Source organism: Streptomyces sp. NPDC051020 (genome assembly GCF_040683105.1).
In the GTDB taxonomy this organism is placed as follows: Bacteria; Actinomycetota; Actinomycetes; order Streptomycetales; family Streptomycetaceae; genus Streptomyces.
The window spans coordinates 42,289-60,311 of the sequence record NZ_JBFBCG010000001.1 but is presented as its reverse complement, the minus strand read 5'-3'; the positions used below and the strand labels follow the sequence as shown (position 1 = coordinate 60,311).

The window sequence follows — 18,023 nt, the reverse complement described above, 5'->3', positions numbered from 1 at the left end:
TGAGCTGCGCGGCCCTCGTGTTATTTCTTCACGCGGACGGTCTTGGTGGAGCGCGTTTCGAGGGTCATCTCGTCGGCCTCCGCGACCTTCGCCTTCAGTCGCACAGTACCGGTCGCCGCATCGACGACGTCGACCACCTTCGAAAGCAGTTTCGCAGTGTCCTCGTTTCCGGACGCCGATGCCAGCTGCACCGCACGGCCGAGTTTCGCCGTCGCTCCGTCGAAGTCACCCGACTTGCGCGCATCGAGCCCCTGCTGGATGACTTGTGCCAGTTCCGCCTGGCCGGTGTAGTGCGCGACCTGCGGATTGATCGAGGTGGACGCCACCATGTCGTCCGTCCACACCGCCCGCACCAGCCCCTGCGAGAGGACCTGCGGGGCCGCCGCGCCCGACGGGTCGGGGAGGATCAGCGAGACGCGGGCCGCGAGCATCTCCTGCCCGATTCCGGCCTCCGGCACGCGTACACACACGTGGTAGTCGCGGGACTCGTCACCCCAGGAACCGGTCGGGTAGTCCCCGGCGCGCGGGCTCGCCTCGAGGCGGCGGTCGGTCAGTTCGGCGACCGTCGGCGCGACCTGCTTCACGAACGTGATCTCGACCCCGACGGGCGTCCACAGGCGCAGCGCCACGTCCGCGACCTCCTTGCCCATCGCGTTCTCCATCATCTGCGTGAAGTCCGCGGCGAGCCCCGCCGGGTCGGCGACGATGTCGGCCGTGCCGAGCAGCGCCGAGGCTATGCCTGTGACCTCTTTCACCTCCCAGTCGGTTCCGACACCGCGGGCGTCACAGGTGAAGCGGCCCGCACACGCGTCGAGCGCGGCCCGCAGATCCTCCGGCGACTCGTGCTCGTTGCGGCCGTCGGTGAGGAGGATGCCGTGCCGGATGTCCACGTCGGCGGCACCGAGCAGCCGGTCGGTGAGCCGCAGCCAGGTGCCGATCGCCGTACCGCCGCCCGCGCTGAGCCGGCGCAGCGCCTCCTTCGCCTGGGCGCGGGTCTGCGCGTCGGCCACGGCGAGGCGGCCGTTGCCCGGATAGACCTCCTTGGCGATGTGCGTACCGCCGACCACGGCGAACGAGGTGCCGTCGCGCAGGGTGTCGATGGCCGCTGCCGTCGCATCACGGGCGTTGCGCATCTTCGTCGGCGGATAGTCCATCGAACCGGAGCAGTCCACCATGATCACCACGGCGGCTTTCGGTCGCTGGCCCGGCACCTGCGCGGGCGAGAGAGTCGCACCGGTCAGCGGGACGCCACCGGTGGTGCCGCCGCCGGTCGAGGTGACCGTGACGATCGCGTTGACCTCGCGCCCGCCCTCCGGCAGATATTCGTTCTGATACACCTCGACGGAGAACTGCGGCACGTGGGACTTGGAGAAGTTGGCCATCTGATCGGCTCCTGGCAGAGGTGGCAGAGCTGGCAATGGTCGCGGCGGACACGGGAGCGGGCAGTACCGGACGTGGGGCCTTGTGCCGGTCGGTCTTACGCCGATCCTGCCCCTGGTGACGGCACGGCGAACGGCAGCAGAGCCACTGTTACGTTGTCGTGGCCCCCGCCGTCCAGCGCGTGACCCACCAGGACCTGGGCGCCGTGCAGCGGTCGTTCGTGAGCATCGGCGGGTACCGCGGCGGCCATCTCGTCCGCCGATTCCGCGTAGTTCCACAGCCCGTCCGTGCACACCACGACCAGACCCGGCCGGTCCGGTTTGAACGACGCGGTGTGCGGCTCCAGTTCGTACGCATCGGCGCCGAGCCAGCCCGTGATGGCGTGGGCGCGCTCGTCCGCGTACGCCTCCGCCTCGTTCATCAGGCCCGCCGCCACCATCTGCGCGGCCCAGGAGTCGTCCTCGGTCAGGCGTGCGGGCGGGCGAGTGCGGTCGTCCGGCACCCAGTAGACGCGGCTGTCGCCGACCCAGCCGACAACCAGCAGTCCACCGGCGCTGATCGCGCCGACGAGGGTGCACGCCGGGGCGTTCGTGTGGTGGTGCGGATCGTGCTCCCTGGCCCGGCCGTCGTCGTGGGCCAGTGAGTTGACCGCCTCGGCCGCCACGACGATCGCGTCGTGCATTGCCTGCTGCGGGTGGGCGCCGCGCGGCAGCGACTCCAGCAGCGCCTCGTTGGCCGCCGCCGCGGCGGCGGCCGAGGCCTCGTCGGGTCGGCTCGCCGAGGAGACGCCGTCGCAGACGATCGCGACGACGGCCGGGGAGCCGTCCGGCAGGGCGGTCGTCGACACCGCGAACGAGTCCTCGTTGCGGTGATGACGCAGACCGCGGTCGCTGACGGCTGCCACCGAACCGAGCTCCTGCTCCATGTGGTCGCGCTCGCGGGGCTGGGCATGGCCGCAGTGCTCGCAGTAGCCGTCGGTGTCGACACGACCGGCGCGGCAGGCCACGCACACTTTGATGCCCGCCGTGCGTTCCTGCTCCGGGGCGGAGCCGGTGGTACGGGGATCGGGAGCGACGGGTGCCGCGGGTGCGGCCAGTTCGAAGTCGCCCGACCCGCCCCGCCGGTCGAAACGGACTCCGGCGGGCGGACCGGCCGGGGCGGGCGGCTCGGACCGGTCGGCGGCGGAGGCGGCCGACCACTCCACCGAACCGGAGGCCGCCGCGGTGTGCCCGCCCGGACCGGCCACCGGCGCACCGGTCCCTTGCGCACCGGTCATGGGCGCACCGGTCACCGGCACGGTGATCGCGATGGTCGGGCGGTCCTCCGGCGGTGCGGGTACGACCGACAGGTCGTACCCGCACGCGCCGCAGAACAGGTCGCCCGATTCCAGCGGCTCCTCGCAGTTGGGACACCTCGACAAGGCCGTCTCCTGGTGCATCCGCGACATCTTCACACCCACGTCCGGGGGCGGAAACGGTTGGCCCGCTCCACCAGTTCGATCCTCTCGTCGCCGCGCTGTGCAAGCCGGGCGAGCATCCGGTACGAACGCTCCAGGCCGAAACGCAGGCCGCGTTCGTCCAACTCACTGCCGAGCAGCATTCTCGGCCCGGCAGGCCCCTGCGACTGCGACGGCGACTGCGGAGCCGGCGACTGGGCCGTGGGACTCCCGGAGAGTACCCAGTCCAGCGCCGTCCCCAGCACCTCCGTCGACAACTGCTCGCGGCGCACCGCGTCCAGCCCGAAACTCTGCAGCCCGGCCACCTGGTCGGCGGCCGCCGTGAGGTCGGCGATCAGCGGCTCGTGCGGGGCACGCTCGCGCAGCCGGGCCCGCACGGCGGCGACCCGGGCCGCCGTGTAGTGGATCGACGCCTCGGGCACGGACTCCAGCGTCCGCACGGCCCCGGCCCGGTCCCCGACGGCGATCTGCACCCGGGCCAGACCGAACGCGGCGCTGACGAAGCTCGGATCGGTCGTCCACACCAGGTGGTAGTACTCGGCGGCGTTGTCCAGCTGGCCGAGGACCTCCGCGCAGATGCCCAGCGCCAGCTTGGGCGCGGGTTCACCGGGGAACGCGTCGTAGACCGCGTCGAACGACAGCGCCGCAGTCGCGTTGTCCCCGGTCACCAGCGAGGTGATCCCGCGGTACCAGACGACCCGCCAGTCGTCCGCGTGCAGCGCCTCCAGACCCGTCAGCGTCTGGACGGCGGCACCGGGTTCGTTCAGCTCCAGGCGGGCGCGCAGCTCGCGCAGCCGGGTCTCCAGCGAGGCGGCGGGAACCGCCTGCAGTGCGGCGATCAGTTCGGAGGGTGCGGACGTCATCACACCGGCGAGGAATCCCGCGTTGGGGTCGCTCGCGTCAACCCGGGGGACGGGCAGCGCGAGCGAGGTGGCCCGTGCGTCGAGCCCGGCCAGCCGGGGGCCGGCCGGGGCGTACGCGTCCGGGGCGGCGGGCGCCGGCCGCGGCGGCGGAACGGCCGCCCGGGGCGGCTCGTACGGGAGAGCGGCCACGCTGCCGTTACCGCCCCGGACGTGCGTGGGAGGCGCCGACAGCAGGGCAGCCCCCGGAGCCCGCTGCCCCGGCACACCCGGCACCGCGTGCCCCACCGCCGGCGCAGCCGGAGCCCCGGCGGCCGGAGCCGCCGCGACAGGAACCCCGGATCCACCCGTCCTCTTCCCCTTCCGCCGCCCGGTCGGCTCCGCCCGTACCCCGAGCCGCGACACATCGCCCGTCAGCTCGGCGAACAACTGCGTGTCCGTGACCCGCAGTTCCGTACCGAACAGCGTCGACAGGGCCGGCCGCGGACGCCCCGTCTGCAACGCCACGACCTCCCGCAACACCCCCGTCAGCTGCTCCGCCATCTCCGAGGCCGAGGCGAACCGCCGCGCCGGATCCGGGTCCGTGGCCCGGACCAGGAGCCGGTAGAACGACTCGTACGTCCGGAAGACCTCGATGTTGCCCGGGTCCGGCAGCGAGTCCACGAAGACGTTCGTGTACCCCTGGAAGTCGAAGGTGAGCACCGCGAGCGTCCGCGCCACCGTGTACAGATCGGAGGCGACCGACGGTCCGACCTCCGCGACCTCCGGCGCCTGATACCCCACCGTGCCGTAGATGGCCGACTCCTCGTCGTCCATCCTGCGCACTGCGCCCATGTCGATCAGCTTCAGCTGGTCCTCGGTCTGGATCGCGTTGTCGACCTTGAAGTCGCAGTACAGCAGATTGCGGCTGTGCAGATGACCGAGCGCCTCCAGCGCCTCGATGCCGTACGCGCACGCCTGCTCGACGGGCAGCGGATCCCGCTTCCCGGCCGCGGTGCGGCGCTCGTTCGCGATCTCCTTGAGCGCCTTGCCGCCCACGTACTCCATGACGATGTAGCCGTCGAGCGAACCGGTCCGCTGGTCGAGGTGCTCGACGAAGTTGTAGATCCGGACGATGTTGGAGTGCTCGATCTCGGCGAGGAAGCGGCGCTCCGAGATCGCGGCCGCCATGGCGTCCTGGTCACCGGTGTCCAGCAGCCCCTTGAGGACCACCCAGCGGTCCGAGACCGCACGGTCCACCGCGAGATAGACCCACCCGAGCCCGCCGTGCGCCAGACAGCCCGCCACCTCGTACTGGCCGTGCACGATGTCGCCACCCCGCAGCTTCGGTACGAAGGAGTACGGGTGGCCGCACTTGGTGCAGAACCCCTCGGTCCGTCCCGGCTGTTCGCCGCGCGACCGTCCCACCGGGGCCCCGCAGTCGGAGCGCGAACAGAACCGCTTCCGCTCCGGCACCTCCGGGTTCTCCATCACCGCGGAACGCGGGTCGGGCCGCGGCACCTCCGGCACCTGAACCAGGCCGGCGCCCAGCCGGTTGCGCCCGGAAGCGCCCGACGACGCGCCGGAGGAACGCACCGACACCGAGCGGGCTGTGGAGGTCCCCGACAGGGACCGGGAGAGCCGCCCCGAGACCGAACGCCGCGAGGTCGACGAGCGGGACGAGGAGCGCGACGACGCCTGTGAACTGCTTCGCGCCGAACTGCTGTTGCCCCCCTTGCCGACCGCGATACCGGTGGGCGGCGAGCTCACCATCCCCACTGGCGAGACGACCGGGGCCAGACCGCAGGTGTCGCAGTACAGCTCACCGCCGCCCATGTCCTCGTAGGTGCCTTCGCACGCGGGACGCTGGCACTGCGTACTCATGATCGGTCCCCCTGTTCGCCCCGCCACCGCAGCGGCCCGTTCACCTTGCGCGCTCATCGCCGGTCCTCCGGTGCGGACGACCGGCGGACGTCCAGCAGTTCCGCCACCGCCTCCTGATAGCGCAGCACCGTCTGCCCCGCGACCCGCAGATCGCACGGGGCGCTCCACAGCATCCGGCGCGCCGCGTCGTACCGCTCGATCAGCACCGGGTCCTCCGCCAGTCCGTGCCGGGCGACCTTCGCCTTGTACGCGTCCAGTCGGCCACGCAGCTCCGCCCGGACCGCCAGTGGCGCGGTGACCGCCGACAGTGACTCGCGGGCCCGTAGCAGTTCGTCCTCCGCCTCCCGTTCCAGCGACTCCAGCAGCGGGGAGAGCCGGTGCCACTGGGCGTGCCTGCGGTACTCCGACGCGGCGGCCAGCCGCTCCTGCAGCGCGGTCGGCGGACCGCTGACCGCGGGCACCTCGGACGCGGCAATCTTCGCCAGCACCTCGCCGCGCGCCGACCGGGCCTCGGCCAGCGTGCGGTCCGCGCGGGAGAGCACGTCGCGCAGGTGGACCAGGCGCTGCTCGGCGTCCTGGCGGACCGCGATCACCGCCTCGATCTCCCGCCGCACGTCGTCCAGCGCGCGGGCCGCCCGGTCGTAGCGCGTCGTGTCCGGACGTCCGCCGCCGGGCGCCGCGCTGCCGGGACCCGGCAGCCAGAACGCCAGCGGGTCGGAGATCACCTGGACCCGCAGCGTGGCCAGCTCCCGGGCGATCGACTCCAGGTCGTCGCCCGCCGGGTGCTCACCGGGACGCACGCCGACGGAGTGTGCCAGCGAACGCGTCCGGTGCAGCTCGGCGGCGAGCAGATCTATCCGGGCGGGCAGCGCGGACCATACCGAGTCGGAGGCGACGACCATGTCCAGCGAGCGTGCGTACAGCTCGTTCATCCGGGCGACCAGCTCCTCCAGCGTGAACCGCTCGGAGAGTCTGGCCGGACCGGTGATCGACGGATCGGGCCGGGTGGCGGTGGACGCCACCGTGACGCCCTGGCCGCGCAGAAGTTCGGTCAGCGCCAGCAGGTCGTCACGGTTGGGGAAACGACGCCTGGCCCGTATCTCACGTGCCGCGTCGATCGCCCCGGCGTAGGCGTCGAAATACCCCCACAGCAGCGTGATCGACTGCTCGGTGGCGGCCCAGCGCTCCTTGGTGACACCGGTCAGATCGGCGCCCTCCAGGAGCCGGCGGCCCGCATGGTCCTGCAGGGCGAGGAGCGAGGTCTCGATCGCCTCGTGCTCCGCGCCGAGCCGGGCCAGCGCACGGTCCGCCTCGTCCCGGTCCATGACCGGGCCGGGGGGCCTCCCCGCATAGCCGGGGAAGGGGCCCGCGACGCCCATCGATCACCTCTTCGCTCTCCCCGCCGGGCGGACCCGGCGGGATCAAGGACTAATTGCTCCGGTACTTGGGTGCAGGCGGCGCCGTTATGCCGGGCAGTCCGGTCGCCAGCCACTTCCGGTACGAGACCATCCAGGGGCTGTCCGCACCACCCCTGCGGTAGTCGACCAGCACGTGGTTGACCCGGGCCACCAGGTCGTTCGCGCCGTGTTTCGTGGCCACGCCGTAGTACTCGGTGGTGAACGGCTTGTCGCCCTTGAGGGCGATGGCCGGATCCTGGGCGGCCTGGCCCGCAGCCAGCGCGTTGTCCGTGACCACCGCGTCGACCTCGCCCAGCTGCAGCCGGACCAGGCAGTCCAGCTGGTTGGGGACGGTGAGCCGGTCCTCGTCCGCCTCCGTGCCGTCGTGCTCGTCCTTGAAGACCGCGCCGAAGGACTGTTTCTCCAGCGCCTCGTACGCCGTGGAGCCCTCCGCGGTGCAGACCCGCCTGCCGGCCAGGGACTTGTCGTATCCCGTGATCGGCGAGTCCTTCGGTGCGAGGACCTGCTGCCCGGCCTGGAAGTAGGCGGTGGAGAAGGAAACCTGTTTGAGCCGGCCGCAGTTGATCGTCATCGTTCGCACGACGACGTCGACCTTGTCGTTCTCCAGGGCGGCGATGCGCTGGTTGGTGGGGATCGCCCGGAAGATCACCTTGTCGGGGTCGCCCAGGATGTCCTGCGCGATGGCCCGCACCAGATCGATGTCGAAGCCTTCGAGCCTGCCCGTCTCCGGATTGCGGTAGCCCCAACGGAAGCTGTTCTGGTCGACCCCGGCGATCAGCTTCCCGCGTGCCTTGATCTTCGCGATGCTCGGCCCGTCGGCGCTCGACGGCTGCAGGCTCGCCTCCGGGTCCTTGCAGTCGCCGGCCCGGGCGGGCACCGCCGTCGCCGTGCCCGGCCCGGAGTAACCGACGCCGAAGGAGCCGGCGCCGCCGTGCGAGAGCGGCAGCAGGGTGAGCGAGGCCGTCACCGCGCAGGCCACGGCCATCCCCGCCACCCCGCCCCAGCCGCGCAGTCCGGCCCGGGCGGAACCAGTCCTGGTCATCGTTCCCCCTCTCACCGGTACTCCGACAGCCTGCGGTTGACCCCGATGATCGCGGCGACCGCGGCCAGCGCGGCGAGAGCCACCGCCCCGACCGGCAGCCCGCCGAGCGCCCCGCGCCCGTTCTTCGCGGCCCGGGTGAACTCGCCCTGCTCATGGGCGAGTGCCTGCTCCAGCGCGTCGTCCACCTGGTTGAAGGACTCCCCGGTGGAGTCCTTCGCCCCGATGATCTGCTTCAACGCGCCCTCGTAGTCGCCGTTGTCGTCGGTCTTGCGGGCGGTCCGGTGGCGGGTCTGCCACTCGGAGACACCGCTGATGGCGTGCGCCACCGGCCCGCTCCCCTGGGAGTCGTCGGCGAGCTTCCTGGCCGTCCCCAGCTCATCGCCGAGGGCCTTCATGCCCGTGGTGTAGTCGGTCTCGTACTTGTCGTTCTTGCCGTCGGCGGTGAGCACCGCGCCGCGGGCGACCACGGTCAGGAGCTCATTGGCGCGTGCCTTCAGCGAGTTGATCCGTGCCTGGTTGAGCACATCGAGCGACTGCTGCCCGTGTACATCGGCGTCCCGCAGTTCGGTGCGTGCGACTGTGTGTCCCACGGCCAGCCACAGCACCAGCACCGTGGACGCGGCGGTCGCGGCGAGCAGCCCGTGATTGAAGACCCGGTTCGTCCTGCGGTAGTTGCGCCGCTGCGCCCAGAACAGCCCGCCCAGCGCGACGGCACCGAGACCCAGCGAGAAGAACGGCCAAGCCCGTGCGGAATCGTAGTCCTGGTCGAGCCGTCCGGTCTCCGCGGTGTAGAGCCGCTCGGCGGCGGGGAGGAGCTCCTTGGACATCTTCTGGTTCGCGTACCGGAGGTAGGCGCCGCCGAGCGGCAGCCCCTGCCGGTTGTTGGCGCGGGCCCGCTCGATCAGGCCGGTGTACCGGGGGAGTTCCTGGTTGAGCGTGGCGATCTCCTGGCCGGACGGCGACGCGGCGTCCGTGGTGGACGCCGCCTTCACCAGCAGCCGGGACGCGTCCTTGATGTCCTTGTCGTACCGCTCGCGGACATCGCGCGGTTCCTGCGCCCCCGCCAGGAATCCACTGGCCGCCGCGGTGTCCGCATCGGCCAGGGAGCGGTAGATGTTCGCCGCCTCGGCGCTCAGCGGCTGACTGCGGCTCACCACGTCGTCTGCGGCGGCCGCCCGGTCGGAGACTTCGATCGCCGTCACGGCCCCGAACGCGACGACGAGCGCCGCCAGTACGGCCCCGATGATCTGGAGCCTGCCCGGTTCGGTCGTCGCCGCGGCGCGCAGCCGCGCCGACGGCTCGGACCAGGCGCCGCGGCGCGGCGCGGGCACGGAAGCGGGCGGCTGGGCCGGCACGTGGTCCGGCGCCGTGCGCACATTCGGCGGGTATGTCACGTGACCTCCCCCTCGGTCGCTGACGGTGGTCATTCCCCCGGCCGATCAGGGGACTGGCACCCGGCCAGAAGTATGGCCGCAGGGACCGACATCCACACCAGGAACGCCTGGATCGCGCATCGATCCACGGATGCACCACGCATTCGATCAAGGCAGGCGCCGCCGATCAAGGCGAATCGGCGGAGCAACCCCCGAAGCGGACCGATCTCCCCACTCATGAACACGTTCGGGACAACTGATCGGTTCCCTTACGCAAGGGGCGTCCTGCGGCGTGATCGACCGCAGGACGCCCCTCACGGCCTGCCCCACGACAGGGAGTGGGCTCCCGACGCCCTGCGACTCCGCTCGCGGCGTTGTCGTCAGTCACCGAGTCCCCCGTGGCCTCAAGGGCATGGGAGGGGCCCCCTTCGCGTCGACTCCTTCCTCCGCCTTGCCATCGAAGCCGCACGACGCCGCTCGCTGATCCACTCCCTGTCGTGGGGCAGGCTGTCAGCCCCCGTCTGCCGAGGTGTCAGCCGTACTGCGCACGCAGCCTGCTGTGCACCTCCGGCGCAGCCCCCGTGTGGTCCAGCCCCAGGAGTCCGGCACCCAGCACCGGCGGCTCCTGCACCACCCGGACCACCGCCTTCGGGGCCCGTGCCGCGAGGAGTTCGGCGATCCGGTCGTCCAGCTGCGGGTGGCGCGCCGCCAGCACGCTGCCGCCCAGGACCACCGGGGCCTCCTCGTCCAGCAGCCCGAGGCGGGTCAGCGCGACTGACGCCATCGCGACGACCTCCTCCGCCAGCCGGTGCACGAGACCGCGCGCCACCGGGTCCCCGGCCGCACCGGTCGCGAACAGCACCGGTGTCAGCTCGTGCCGCCGCTCGAACTCGATGTGCCCCAGGTGCAGCGCCTCGATCAGCGCGTACATCGAGTCGAGCCCGAAGTGGGCAGGCAGGGTGCGCGCCAGTTCGGTCGGTTCGCCGCGCCCGTCCTCGGCCCGCGAGGCGAACCACATGGCCTCCTCGGCGAGCCCCGAACCGCCGCCCCAGTCACCGGAGATCCGACCGATGGCGGGGAAGCGCGCGGTCCGCCCGTCCGGCACCATGCCGACACAGTTGATCCCCGCGCCGCAGACGACGGCCACGCCCCGGGGCTCGTCGACCCCGGCACGCAGTATCGCGAACGTGTCGTTGCGGACCTCCACCGTGCGACCCCAGTCACGGGCCCGCAGCGCCGCGGCGAGCGCCTGCTCCTCGACCGGGAGATCGGCATTGGCCAGACACGCCGACACATGCGCGACGGATTCCACCGGCTCGCCGTACGCCCGCGCTTTCGCCAGCGCCTCGCCGATCGCCGAGGCCAGGACGTCCACGGCCACATCGACGCCGACGGTCGGCGGCTGGAAGCCGCCTCCGCGCACCGAGCTCAGCAGCGTTCCGTCCGGTCCGATCAGGGCCACATCGGTCTTGCTGTTCCCCGCGTCGATGGCGAGGACCGCAGCGTTCACGCCCACGCGAGGTGCTCCCGGTTGTGCGCGATCAGCTTGTCGGTGAGCGCCTCGGCGTACTCGAACTGGCCGATCAGGGGGTGGGCGAGCAGCGCCTTGAAGACTGCGTCTCTCCCACCCGCCCGCCCGGTGGCTCGGCCGCCGCGCAGCGCCGCTTCCAGGGCGAGGTCCTCGTACGCCGTCACGTTGGCGATCAGCCCCGCGTACAGCGGGTCCAGCTCCGGAACGGCGAGCGGCGTCGCCCCCGTGCTGTCGACCCGGGCCTGCACCTCGATCACCGCGTCGTCCGGCAGGAACGGCAGCGTCCCCTTGTTGTACGTGTTGACGACCTGCACCGCCGAGCCGCCCGAGCCCAGCAGCGAGGACGCCAGGTCCACGGCCGCCTCCGAGTAGAACGCGCCGCCGCGCTTGGCGAGCAGCGCGGGCTTCTCGTCCAGCGCCGGGTCGCCGTACATGGCGAGGAGTTCCTTCTCCATCGCGGCGACCTCCGCCGCCCGGGACGGTTTGGTGCCGAGCTCCCGCACGACCTCGTCGTGGGCGTAGAAGTACCGCAGATAGTACGAGGGCACGACGCCGAGCCGGTCGACGATCGCCCGGGGCATGCGCAGATCGTCGGCGATCGCGGCGCCGTGCTCGGCGAGCAGCTTCGGCAGGACGTTCTCGCCGTCGGGGCCGCCGAGCCGCACTCCGAGCTCCCACGTCAGGTGGTTGAGCCCGACATGGTCGAGGTGCACCTCACCGGGGGTGACGTCGAGCAGCCTGGCGAATTTCCGCTGGAGGCCGATGGCCACGTTGCACAGGCCGACGGCCTTGTGACCGGCCTGGAGCAGCGCCCGGGTCACGATCCCGACCGGATTGGTGAAGTCGATGATCCACGCGTCGGGGTTGGTGCGACGGACCCGCTCGGCGATGTCGAGGACGACCGGGACGGTGCGCAGTGCCTTGGCGAGACCGCCGGCCCCGGTGGTCTCCTGGCCGATGCAGCCGCACTCCAGCGGCCATGTCTCGTCCTGGTTGCGGGCGGCCTGGCCGCCCACGCGCAGCTGCAGCAGGACCGCGTCGGCGTCGGCGACGCCCGCGTCGATGTCCGAGGTGGTGACGATCCGCCCCGGGTGGCCCTGCTTGGCGAAGATCCGCCGGGCGAGACCGCCGACGAGGTCGAGACGGTCGGCCGCCGGGTCGATGAGCACGAGCTCCTCGATGGGCAGCGTGTCCCGCAGCCGGGCGAAGCCGTCGATCAGTTCAGGGGTGTAGGTGGACCCGCCACCAACTACTGCGAGCTTCATGGTCAGCCTTTTACTCCGGTCAGTGTGACGCCTTCGACAAATGCCTTTTGAGCGAAGAAGAACACGAGGATCACGGGGGCCATGACCAGTACGGTCGCGGCCATGGTCAGGTTCCAGTCGGTGTGGTGTGCGCCCTTGAAGGACTCCAGGCCGTAACTGAGTGTCCAGGCGGCCGGGTTCTCGGAGGCGTAGATCTGCGGCCCGAAGTAGTCGTTCCAGGCGTAGAAGAACTGGAACAGCGCGACGGCCGCGATGCCTGGTCTGGCCATCGGCAGCACCACCTTGAGCAGGGTGCGCAGTTCGCCGCAGCCGTCGACCTTCGCCGCGTCGAGGTACTCGTTCGGGATGGTCAGCAGGAACTGCCGCAGCAGGAAGATGGAGAACGCGTCACCGAAGGCCATCGGGATGATCAGCGGCCAGAGCGTGCCGGACATGTCCAGCTGCTTCGCCCAGAACAGATACATCGGGATGACGACGACCTGCGGCGGCAGCATCATCATCGAGATGACGAGCATCAGCGACAGCCGGCGGCCACGGAAACGGAACTTGGCGAGCGCGTACGCCACGGGCAGTGACGACACGACCGTGAGGACGGTGCCGAGTCCCGCGTACAGCAGGGTGTTCTTCCACCAGGTCAGGAAGCCCGGGGTGTCGAACACCTTGCGGTAGTTGCTCCACTCGAAGGGGTGCGGCCACAGATCCCTGGTCAGCGCCTGCTGGTCGCTCATCAGAGAGGTCAGGAACAGGAAGACGAACGGCAGCACGAAGAAGAGTGCGGCCGCGACGCCGAGCGCGTGCACGGCGATCCAGTTCAGCAGCGCCTTGCGGCGTGCGACGCGCTCGGCCGGGGTGACCGGTCCGGCCGACGGGCCGGCGGCCTTGAGGGTGTCGAGAGCCTGCGCCACGTCACTCACCTGCCTGGATCAGCCCGCTGCGGCGCCGCATCAGCAGTGCGGTGAACGCCATGGCGAGTACGAAGAGAACGAGCGCGACCACGCAGGCGGAGCCGTAGTCGAAACGCTGGAAGCCGAGGTTGTAGACGAGTTGCGGAAGCGTCAGTGTCGACTTGTCGGGATAGCCCGGTTCGAACTGCTGTCCGGAGCCGCCCATCACCCCCGAGGCGACCTTCCCGGCCACGAGCGGCTGGGTGTAGTACTGCATCGTCTGGATGATCCCGGTGACCACGGCGAACATCACGATCGGCGAGATGTTCGGCAGCGTGACGAAGCGGAACCGCTGGAAAGCGGTTGCCCCGTCCAGCTCCGCCGCCTCGTACTGCTCCTTGGGTACGTCGAGCAGCGCGGCCATGAAGATCACCATCAGGTCGCCCACCCCCCAGACCGCGAGCGCGGTCAGGGCCGGCTTGGACCAGGTGGCGTCGGTGAACCAGCCCGGCGTGGGCAGCCCCAGTTCGCCGAGGAGTGAATTGACCGGCCCCGTCCCCGGGTTGAGCAGGAAGACGAAGCCCAGGGTCGCCGCGACCGGCGGCGCCAGGTACGGCAGGTAGAACAGGGTCCGGAAGACGCCCGTCCCCGTCTTGATCCTGGTGATCAGCAGACCGATGCCGAGACCGAAGACGACCCGGCAGCTGACCATGACCACGACCAGCCACAGCGTGTTCCGCAGGGCGGGCCAGAACAACGGGTACTCGTTGAAGACGTACGACCAGTTCTTCAGCCCGTCGAACGTCGGGGGTGCGAAGCCGTCGTACTGGGTGAAGGAGAAATAGACCGTGGAGATCAGCGGATAGGCGAAGAAGACGCAGAACCCGATCAGCCACGGCGACATGAAGGCCGCCGTCCGCAGCGCCGCGCGGCGGCGCTTCGAGCGGAGTGTGTACGTGCTCATCGCGGTTCTACTTCGCCTGTGCGATCGCCGCGTCGATTTCCTCGGCGGTCTTCTCCAGACCCGCCTTGATGTCCGTCTGCTTGCCCTTCTCGATGTCGAATCCGAGGTTCTGCAGGGACACCAGATACGCCCCGCCGTTCACCGAGGGCGGGGTGGTGGTGCTCTGCGGGTTCGCGGCGATGTCCAGGAACGTCTTGAACCGCGGGTCGTACTTCAGCTTCGGCGACTTCAGCGCCGCCAGCGTGGACGGAACGTTGTGAATGGCGTTGGCGAAGTCGACCACCGCGTCGGTGTCGGTGGTCATGAATTTCACCAGCTCCCACGCCGCGTTCTGCTTCTGCGAAGTGGCGGCGATACCGGCGATGGTGCCGGTCAGATAGCCCTTGCCGTAGGTGTCGGCCTCGTTGTCGGCGACGGGCATCGGGGCCACGCCGATCTCGAACTTCGGCTTGGTGTCCTCGGCCATGCCGAGCCGCCACTCGCCGTCCAGCTGCATGGCCACCTGGCCGGTGTGGAACGGGTGCTTGGCGCCCCACTCGTCGCCGAACGTGGTGCGGAACTTCTCCAGTTTCGCGTAGCCGCCCAGGTCGTCGACCAGCTTCTTCTGCGTGGTCAGCATCGACGCGAACGCCGGGTCCTTGGCGATGTTCGATTTGCCGTCGCCGTCGAAGTACGTCGGGTTCCAGCCGCCGAGGTAGTGCTCGATCGTCGTCTCGTAACCGTGGTAGTTCGGCATGAAGCCGAGCTGCTCGTACGAGTCGCCCTTGGTCTTCGTCAGTTTCTTCGCGTCCGCGGCAAGTTCCGACCAGGTCTTCGGTGGGGAGGCGATACCCGCGGCCTTGAAGGCGTCCTTGTTGTAGTACAGCCCGTACGCGTCCCCGAGCAGCGGCAGCGTGCAACGGACCCCGTTGAACTGGGTGTACTCGTTCATCGCCTTCGGGAACGTCCTGTCCGCGTCGATCCCGTCCTTCTTCAGGAAGGAATTCAGGTCGACGAACGCCTTGGACGAGCAGAACTTGCCCACATTGTTCGTGGTGAACGAGGAGACCACATCCGGGGCCTTGGAACCGCCCGCCCGCAGCGCCTGGTTGATCTTGTCGTCGGTCATGTTGCCGACGACCTTCACATGGATGTTGGGGTGCGCCTTCTCGAAGGCGTCGACGTTGGCCTGAATGCCCTTGACCTCGTTCGGGGCACTCCAGCCGTGCCAGAAGGTGATGGTCGTCTCCTTGGACGCGTCATCGTGGGCACCGGAGCTGCTCTGACCGGTACAGGCGGAGGCGAGAAGGGATATCGCGGCGGTCGCGGCGAGCGCGGCGGCCGTCTTCCGGCGGTTTCCGGACATGGCGGTGTCTCCCGATGAAGGGTTGGGGCAGGGAAGGGACGGACGTGCGGCGGGCGGGTCAGCGCGACGTGTCGAAGACTTCGTCGCGGGTGGTGGCGAGGGCGCTCTCCAGTGCCCCGCGCAGTACGGGCCGATGCGTGACGCCACCGATGATCAGCCGGGGCCTGGAGGCAGCCAGTTCGGCGAGCTCCCCTTGCACCCGGGCGCGCAGCGGTTCCCTGCCGGAGGCGATCAACTCGCCGGAGAGAACCACGAGTTCGGGGTCGAGTACGGCGACCATGGAGGCCAGACCGGTTGCGAGGCCGGTGGCGAACAGGTCGAGGAGCCGGGTATACGGGCCGTCCTCGCCTTGCTCCGCGGCCTCGGCGGCCCGGGCGATCAGGCCGGCCGCGACCTCGTGATGGGTGCCGGTGGCGCGGGTCAGCTCGTCGTCGATGCCGAGCTCTCGGGCCAGCCGGGACAGCACCTGGGCGCCCGCCAGCTCCTGGAAGCCGCCCGCGTTCGCCTTGGCGACCTGACGGACCAGCGGGACACCGGGCACCGGCAGGAAACCGACCTCACCGGCGCCGCCGGTGAAGCCGCGGTGCAGCCGTCCGCCGATGACGAGGGCGGCGCCGAGCCCCTCCTCGTTCCACAGCAGGACGAAGTCGTCGTGGCCGCGGGCTGCGCCGAGCCGCTGCTCGGCCATCGCGACGAGGTTCACGTCGTTCTCGTACTCGACCGGCATCGGCAGGAAGGCGGCCAGTTCGTCGAGCAGGGTGGGGGAGTGCCAGCCGGGCAGGTGGGAGGCGTACCGCAGCCGCCCGGTACCGGGGTCGAAGGCGCCCGGTGTACCGATGACGACCCGGTGCACATCGGAGCGGGTGAGCCCGGCGTCCTTGATGGCCCCGTCCAGCGCGTCCGCCACCTGCCGCACCACACCGTCGGCGCGCCGTCCCGGGGTGCGCAGCTCGAACTCGCCGACCGTCTCGCCGGTCACATCGGCAACGGCGGCGACGATCCGGTGGGCGTTCACATCGAGACCGGCGACATAGGCGGCACGGGCGTTCACCGCGTACAGCTGGGCATTGGGCCCCGGCCGCCCGGCCACGGTCCCGGTGGCGACGACCAGACCGGCCGCCTCCAGGCGGGCCAGCAGCTGTGACGCGGTGGGCTTGGAGAGTCCGGTCAGCTTCCCGATCTTCGTACGCGAGAGGGGTCCGTGCTCCAGCAGCAGATCGAGGGCGGCCCGGTCGTTCATGGCCCGCAGGACGCGGGGGGTTCCCGGTGTCGTTCCGGCCATGCGTGCTGCACCTGCCCTCTGTTAGGAAAGTTTCCTATTCGGTGAGAGGACGGTATGGCGCTGTTGTCGGGGAGTCAATGGCCTGCGTCGCCGTGGCAACCAAAGCGTTACTTGCGGCGCTGCGCTCCAGTCGGCTCCCGAGGCTCGCGGCGCCGGATGGGCGTGCTCCGGGAGTGTGACGTGTGTCACATGGGTAATGCGGCCGGTGGTCGACCTGCGCGGATGCAATGCGGAATGCCGCGCCGAGTTCCTGCTCCTGCACATCAAGAACATGCCGGTCACGAGCGGTTCCGACTCGGGATTCAGCCTCTTCGGCTCGATCAACGACCAACTGTCCGCAGGAAAGAGAGGGTTCGACGGACTCGTCAAAAGGGTCATGGACCCGAAGGTTCAGGCCGACGAGCTCGGTGACCTGTACGCGGTCGTCGCGAAGACCGCAGGCGCGTCGTGCAAGGACAAGGGCGGCATCACACTGTGCACGACGAACGCACCTCTCTTCGGCCGTGGGGGAACCACCATCGGGGACACCTACGTCACAGCGCCGGGCGACCCGGATCTGGTGGATGCGCCGAAACTCAGGCATGAGCGCAAACACGTGAAGCAGTGGGAGAAGCGCGGCATCAAGTTCGCGTTCGACTACTACAAGGAAGGGTTGTTGGACCCGTGCCAAAACGCATACGAGAAGGCGGCAGGGTTCGCCGACGGCGACTACTGGCAATGCGTCCCGTGACCGGGGGCGCGTTCCGCTCCGTCCTGGCCACGACGATCCTGGTGACCGCCGCCATGGCGACCCTGTCTTCCTGCCAGCTCGGAGAGGCACCCACGCCCATGCATTTCGGCTTCCGGATGGAGGGGGACGACATAGTCGTCGCCAATCCGATCTGCCCCTCGGAGTCGGTGTCCGCGGCCAAGATCGTGGTCAGCGTGGACGGCGGGGGAGACGGAGACGGCTTCGAGACGCTGTGGAACGCGGACGGGCCCCGGTCGGAGGCGGTCCGGCGGGGTGTGTTCGTCGTAGGGAGTGCGCGGAGCTTCGGTACGGAGAAGAAGCCGCTCACCAAGCGGCTGCCCAAGGGGTTCTACGTCGGGGCGACGGTGCTGGATCAGGAGGGGCACGAGAAGTTCGAGGACGACGACTGGATCGACGTCCCTGCTACACGTGCCGCGAAGCTGGCCGACGATCAGTACAGAACGCACGGCGGAAAAATCATGACCCGCGACCAGATCAACGCCCAGCGGAGGTGCAATCAGCGGAAGGGCTGACCTCCGGCCCGGAACAGTAGTGAGGGGCGCCCCGCAGGCTCTGCGGGGCGCCCCTCACTCGTACGGCCTCACACGCGCGGCCGAACTCGTACGGCCG

14 protein-coding genes are annotated in these 18,023 nt (G+C 70.2%); 2 read left to right on the top strand and 12 right to left on the bottom strand.

Going from position 1 to position 18,023, the window contains the following annotated elements; translation table 11 throughout:
• Positions 1-20: 20 nt before the first annotated feature.
• The 12 genes from AB0N06_RS00260 to AB0N06_RS00205 all read right to left on the bottom strand — a co-directional run bounded on the left by AB0N06_RS00260 (position 21) and on the right by AB0N06_RS00205 (position 16,663).
• A complete protein-coding gene (locus AB0N06_RS00260; protein ID WP_366132521.1) occupies positions 21-1,382 on the bottom strand; it encodes a VWA domain-containing protein in 1,362 nt (453 codons plus the stop codon).
• Between the two features lie 95 nt (positions 1,383-1,477).
• Positions 1,478-2,827, bottom strand: coding sequence for a PP2C family serine/threonine-protein phosphatase (locus AB0N06_RS00255; protein ID WP_366132520.1), 1,350 nt, complete (start codon positions 2,825-2,827; stop codon positions 1,478-1,480).
• 2 nt (positions 2,828-2,829) lie between these two features.
• Positions 2,830-5,559, bottom strand: a complete 2,730-nt coding sequence (locus tag AB0N06_RS00250; protein WP_366132519.1) for a tetratricopeptide repeat protein — start codon at positions 5,557-5,559, stop codon at positions 2,830-2,832.
• A gap of 53 nt (positions 5,560-5,612) precedes the next feature.
• Positions 5,613-6,938, bottom strand: a complete 1,326-nt coding sequence (locus tag AB0N06_RS00245; RefSeq protein ID WP_366132518.1) for a hypothetical protein — start codon at positions 6,936-6,938, stop codon at positions 5,613-5,615.
• 49 nt (positions 6,939-6,987) lie between these two features.
• Positions 6,988-8,019: a glutamate ABC transporter substrate-binding protein gene (locus tag AB0N06_RS00240; RefSeq protein WP_366132517.1), complete on the bottom strand. Its 1,032-nt coding sequence runs from the start codon at positions 8,017-8,019 to the stop codon at positions 6,988-6,990.
• Between the two features lie 11 nt (positions 8,020-8,030).
• Positions 8,031-9,413 (bottom strand): hypothetical protein, encoded by a 1,383-nt coding sequence (locus tag AB0N06_RS00235; RefSeq protein ID WP_366132516.1) that lies wholly within the window; start codon positions 9,411-9,413, stop codon positions 8,031-8,033.
• 511 nt (positions 9,414-9,924) lie between these two features.
• Positions 9,925-10,908 carry a BadF/BadG/BcrA/BcrD ATPase family protein gene (locus AB0N06_RS00230; RefSeq protein ID WP_366132515.1) on the bottom strand — a complete coding sequence of 328 codons (984 nt, stop codon included), beginning with the start codon at positions 10,906-10,908 and terminating at the stop codon, positions 9,925-9,927.
• A complete protein-coding gene (locus AB0N06_RS00225) occupies positions 10,899-12,188 on the bottom strand; it encodes a 6-phospho-beta-glucosidase (protein WP_366132514.1) in 1,290 nt (429 codons plus the stop codon). The genes AB0N06_RS00230 and AB0N06_RS00225 overlap by 10 nt, the downstream gene beginning before the upstream one ends.
• A 2-nt stretch (positions 12,189-12,190) precedes the next feature.
• Positions 12,191-13,093 (bottom strand): carbohydrate ABC transporter permease, encoded by a 903-nt coding sequence (locus tag AB0N06_RS00220; protein ID WP_366132513.1) that lies wholly within the window; start codon positions 13,091-13,093, stop codon positions 12,191-12,193.
• A 1-nt stretch (position 13,094) separates the two neighbouring features.
• Positions 13,095-14,036, bottom strand: coding sequence for a sugar ABC transporter permease (locus tag AB0N06_RS00215; RefSeq protein ID WP_366132512.1), 942 nt, complete (start codon positions 14,034-14,036; stop codon positions 13,095-13,097).
• 7 nt (positions 14,037-14,043) lie between these two features.
• Positions 14,044-15,381 carry an ABC transporter substrate-binding protein gene (locus AB0N06_RS00210; RefSeq protein ID WP_366132511.1) on the bottom strand — a complete coding sequence of 446 codons (1,338 nt, stop codon included), beginning with the start codon at positions 15,379-15,381 and terminating at the stop codon, positions 14,044-14,046.
• A gap of 58 nt (positions 15,382-15,439) precedes the next feature.
• Positions 15,440-16,663 (bottom strand): ROK family transcriptional regulator, encoded by a 1,224-nt coding sequence (locus AB0N06_RS00205; protein WP_366132510.1) that lies wholly within the window; start codon positions 16,661-16,663, stop codon positions 15,440-15,442.
• A gap of 205 nt (positions 16,664-16,868) precedes the next feature.
• Between AB0N06_RS00205 and AB0N06_RS00200 the strand changes: the two genes are divergently transcribed.
• Positions 16,869-17,393, top strand: a complete 525-nt coding sequence (locus tag AB0N06_RS00200) for a hypothetical protein (protein WP_366132509.1) — start codon at positions 16,869-16,871, stop codon at positions 17,391-17,393.
• On the top strand, positions 17,390-17,926 hold the full coding sequence (locus AB0N06_RS00195; RefSeq protein ID WP_366132508.1) for a hypothetical protein: 537 nt from the start codon (positions 17,390-17,392) through the stop codon (positions 17,924-17,926). Before AB0N06_RS00200 ends, AB0N06_RS00195 begins: the two co-directional genes overlap by 4 nt.
• Positions 17,927-18,023 lie beyond the last annotated feature (97 nt).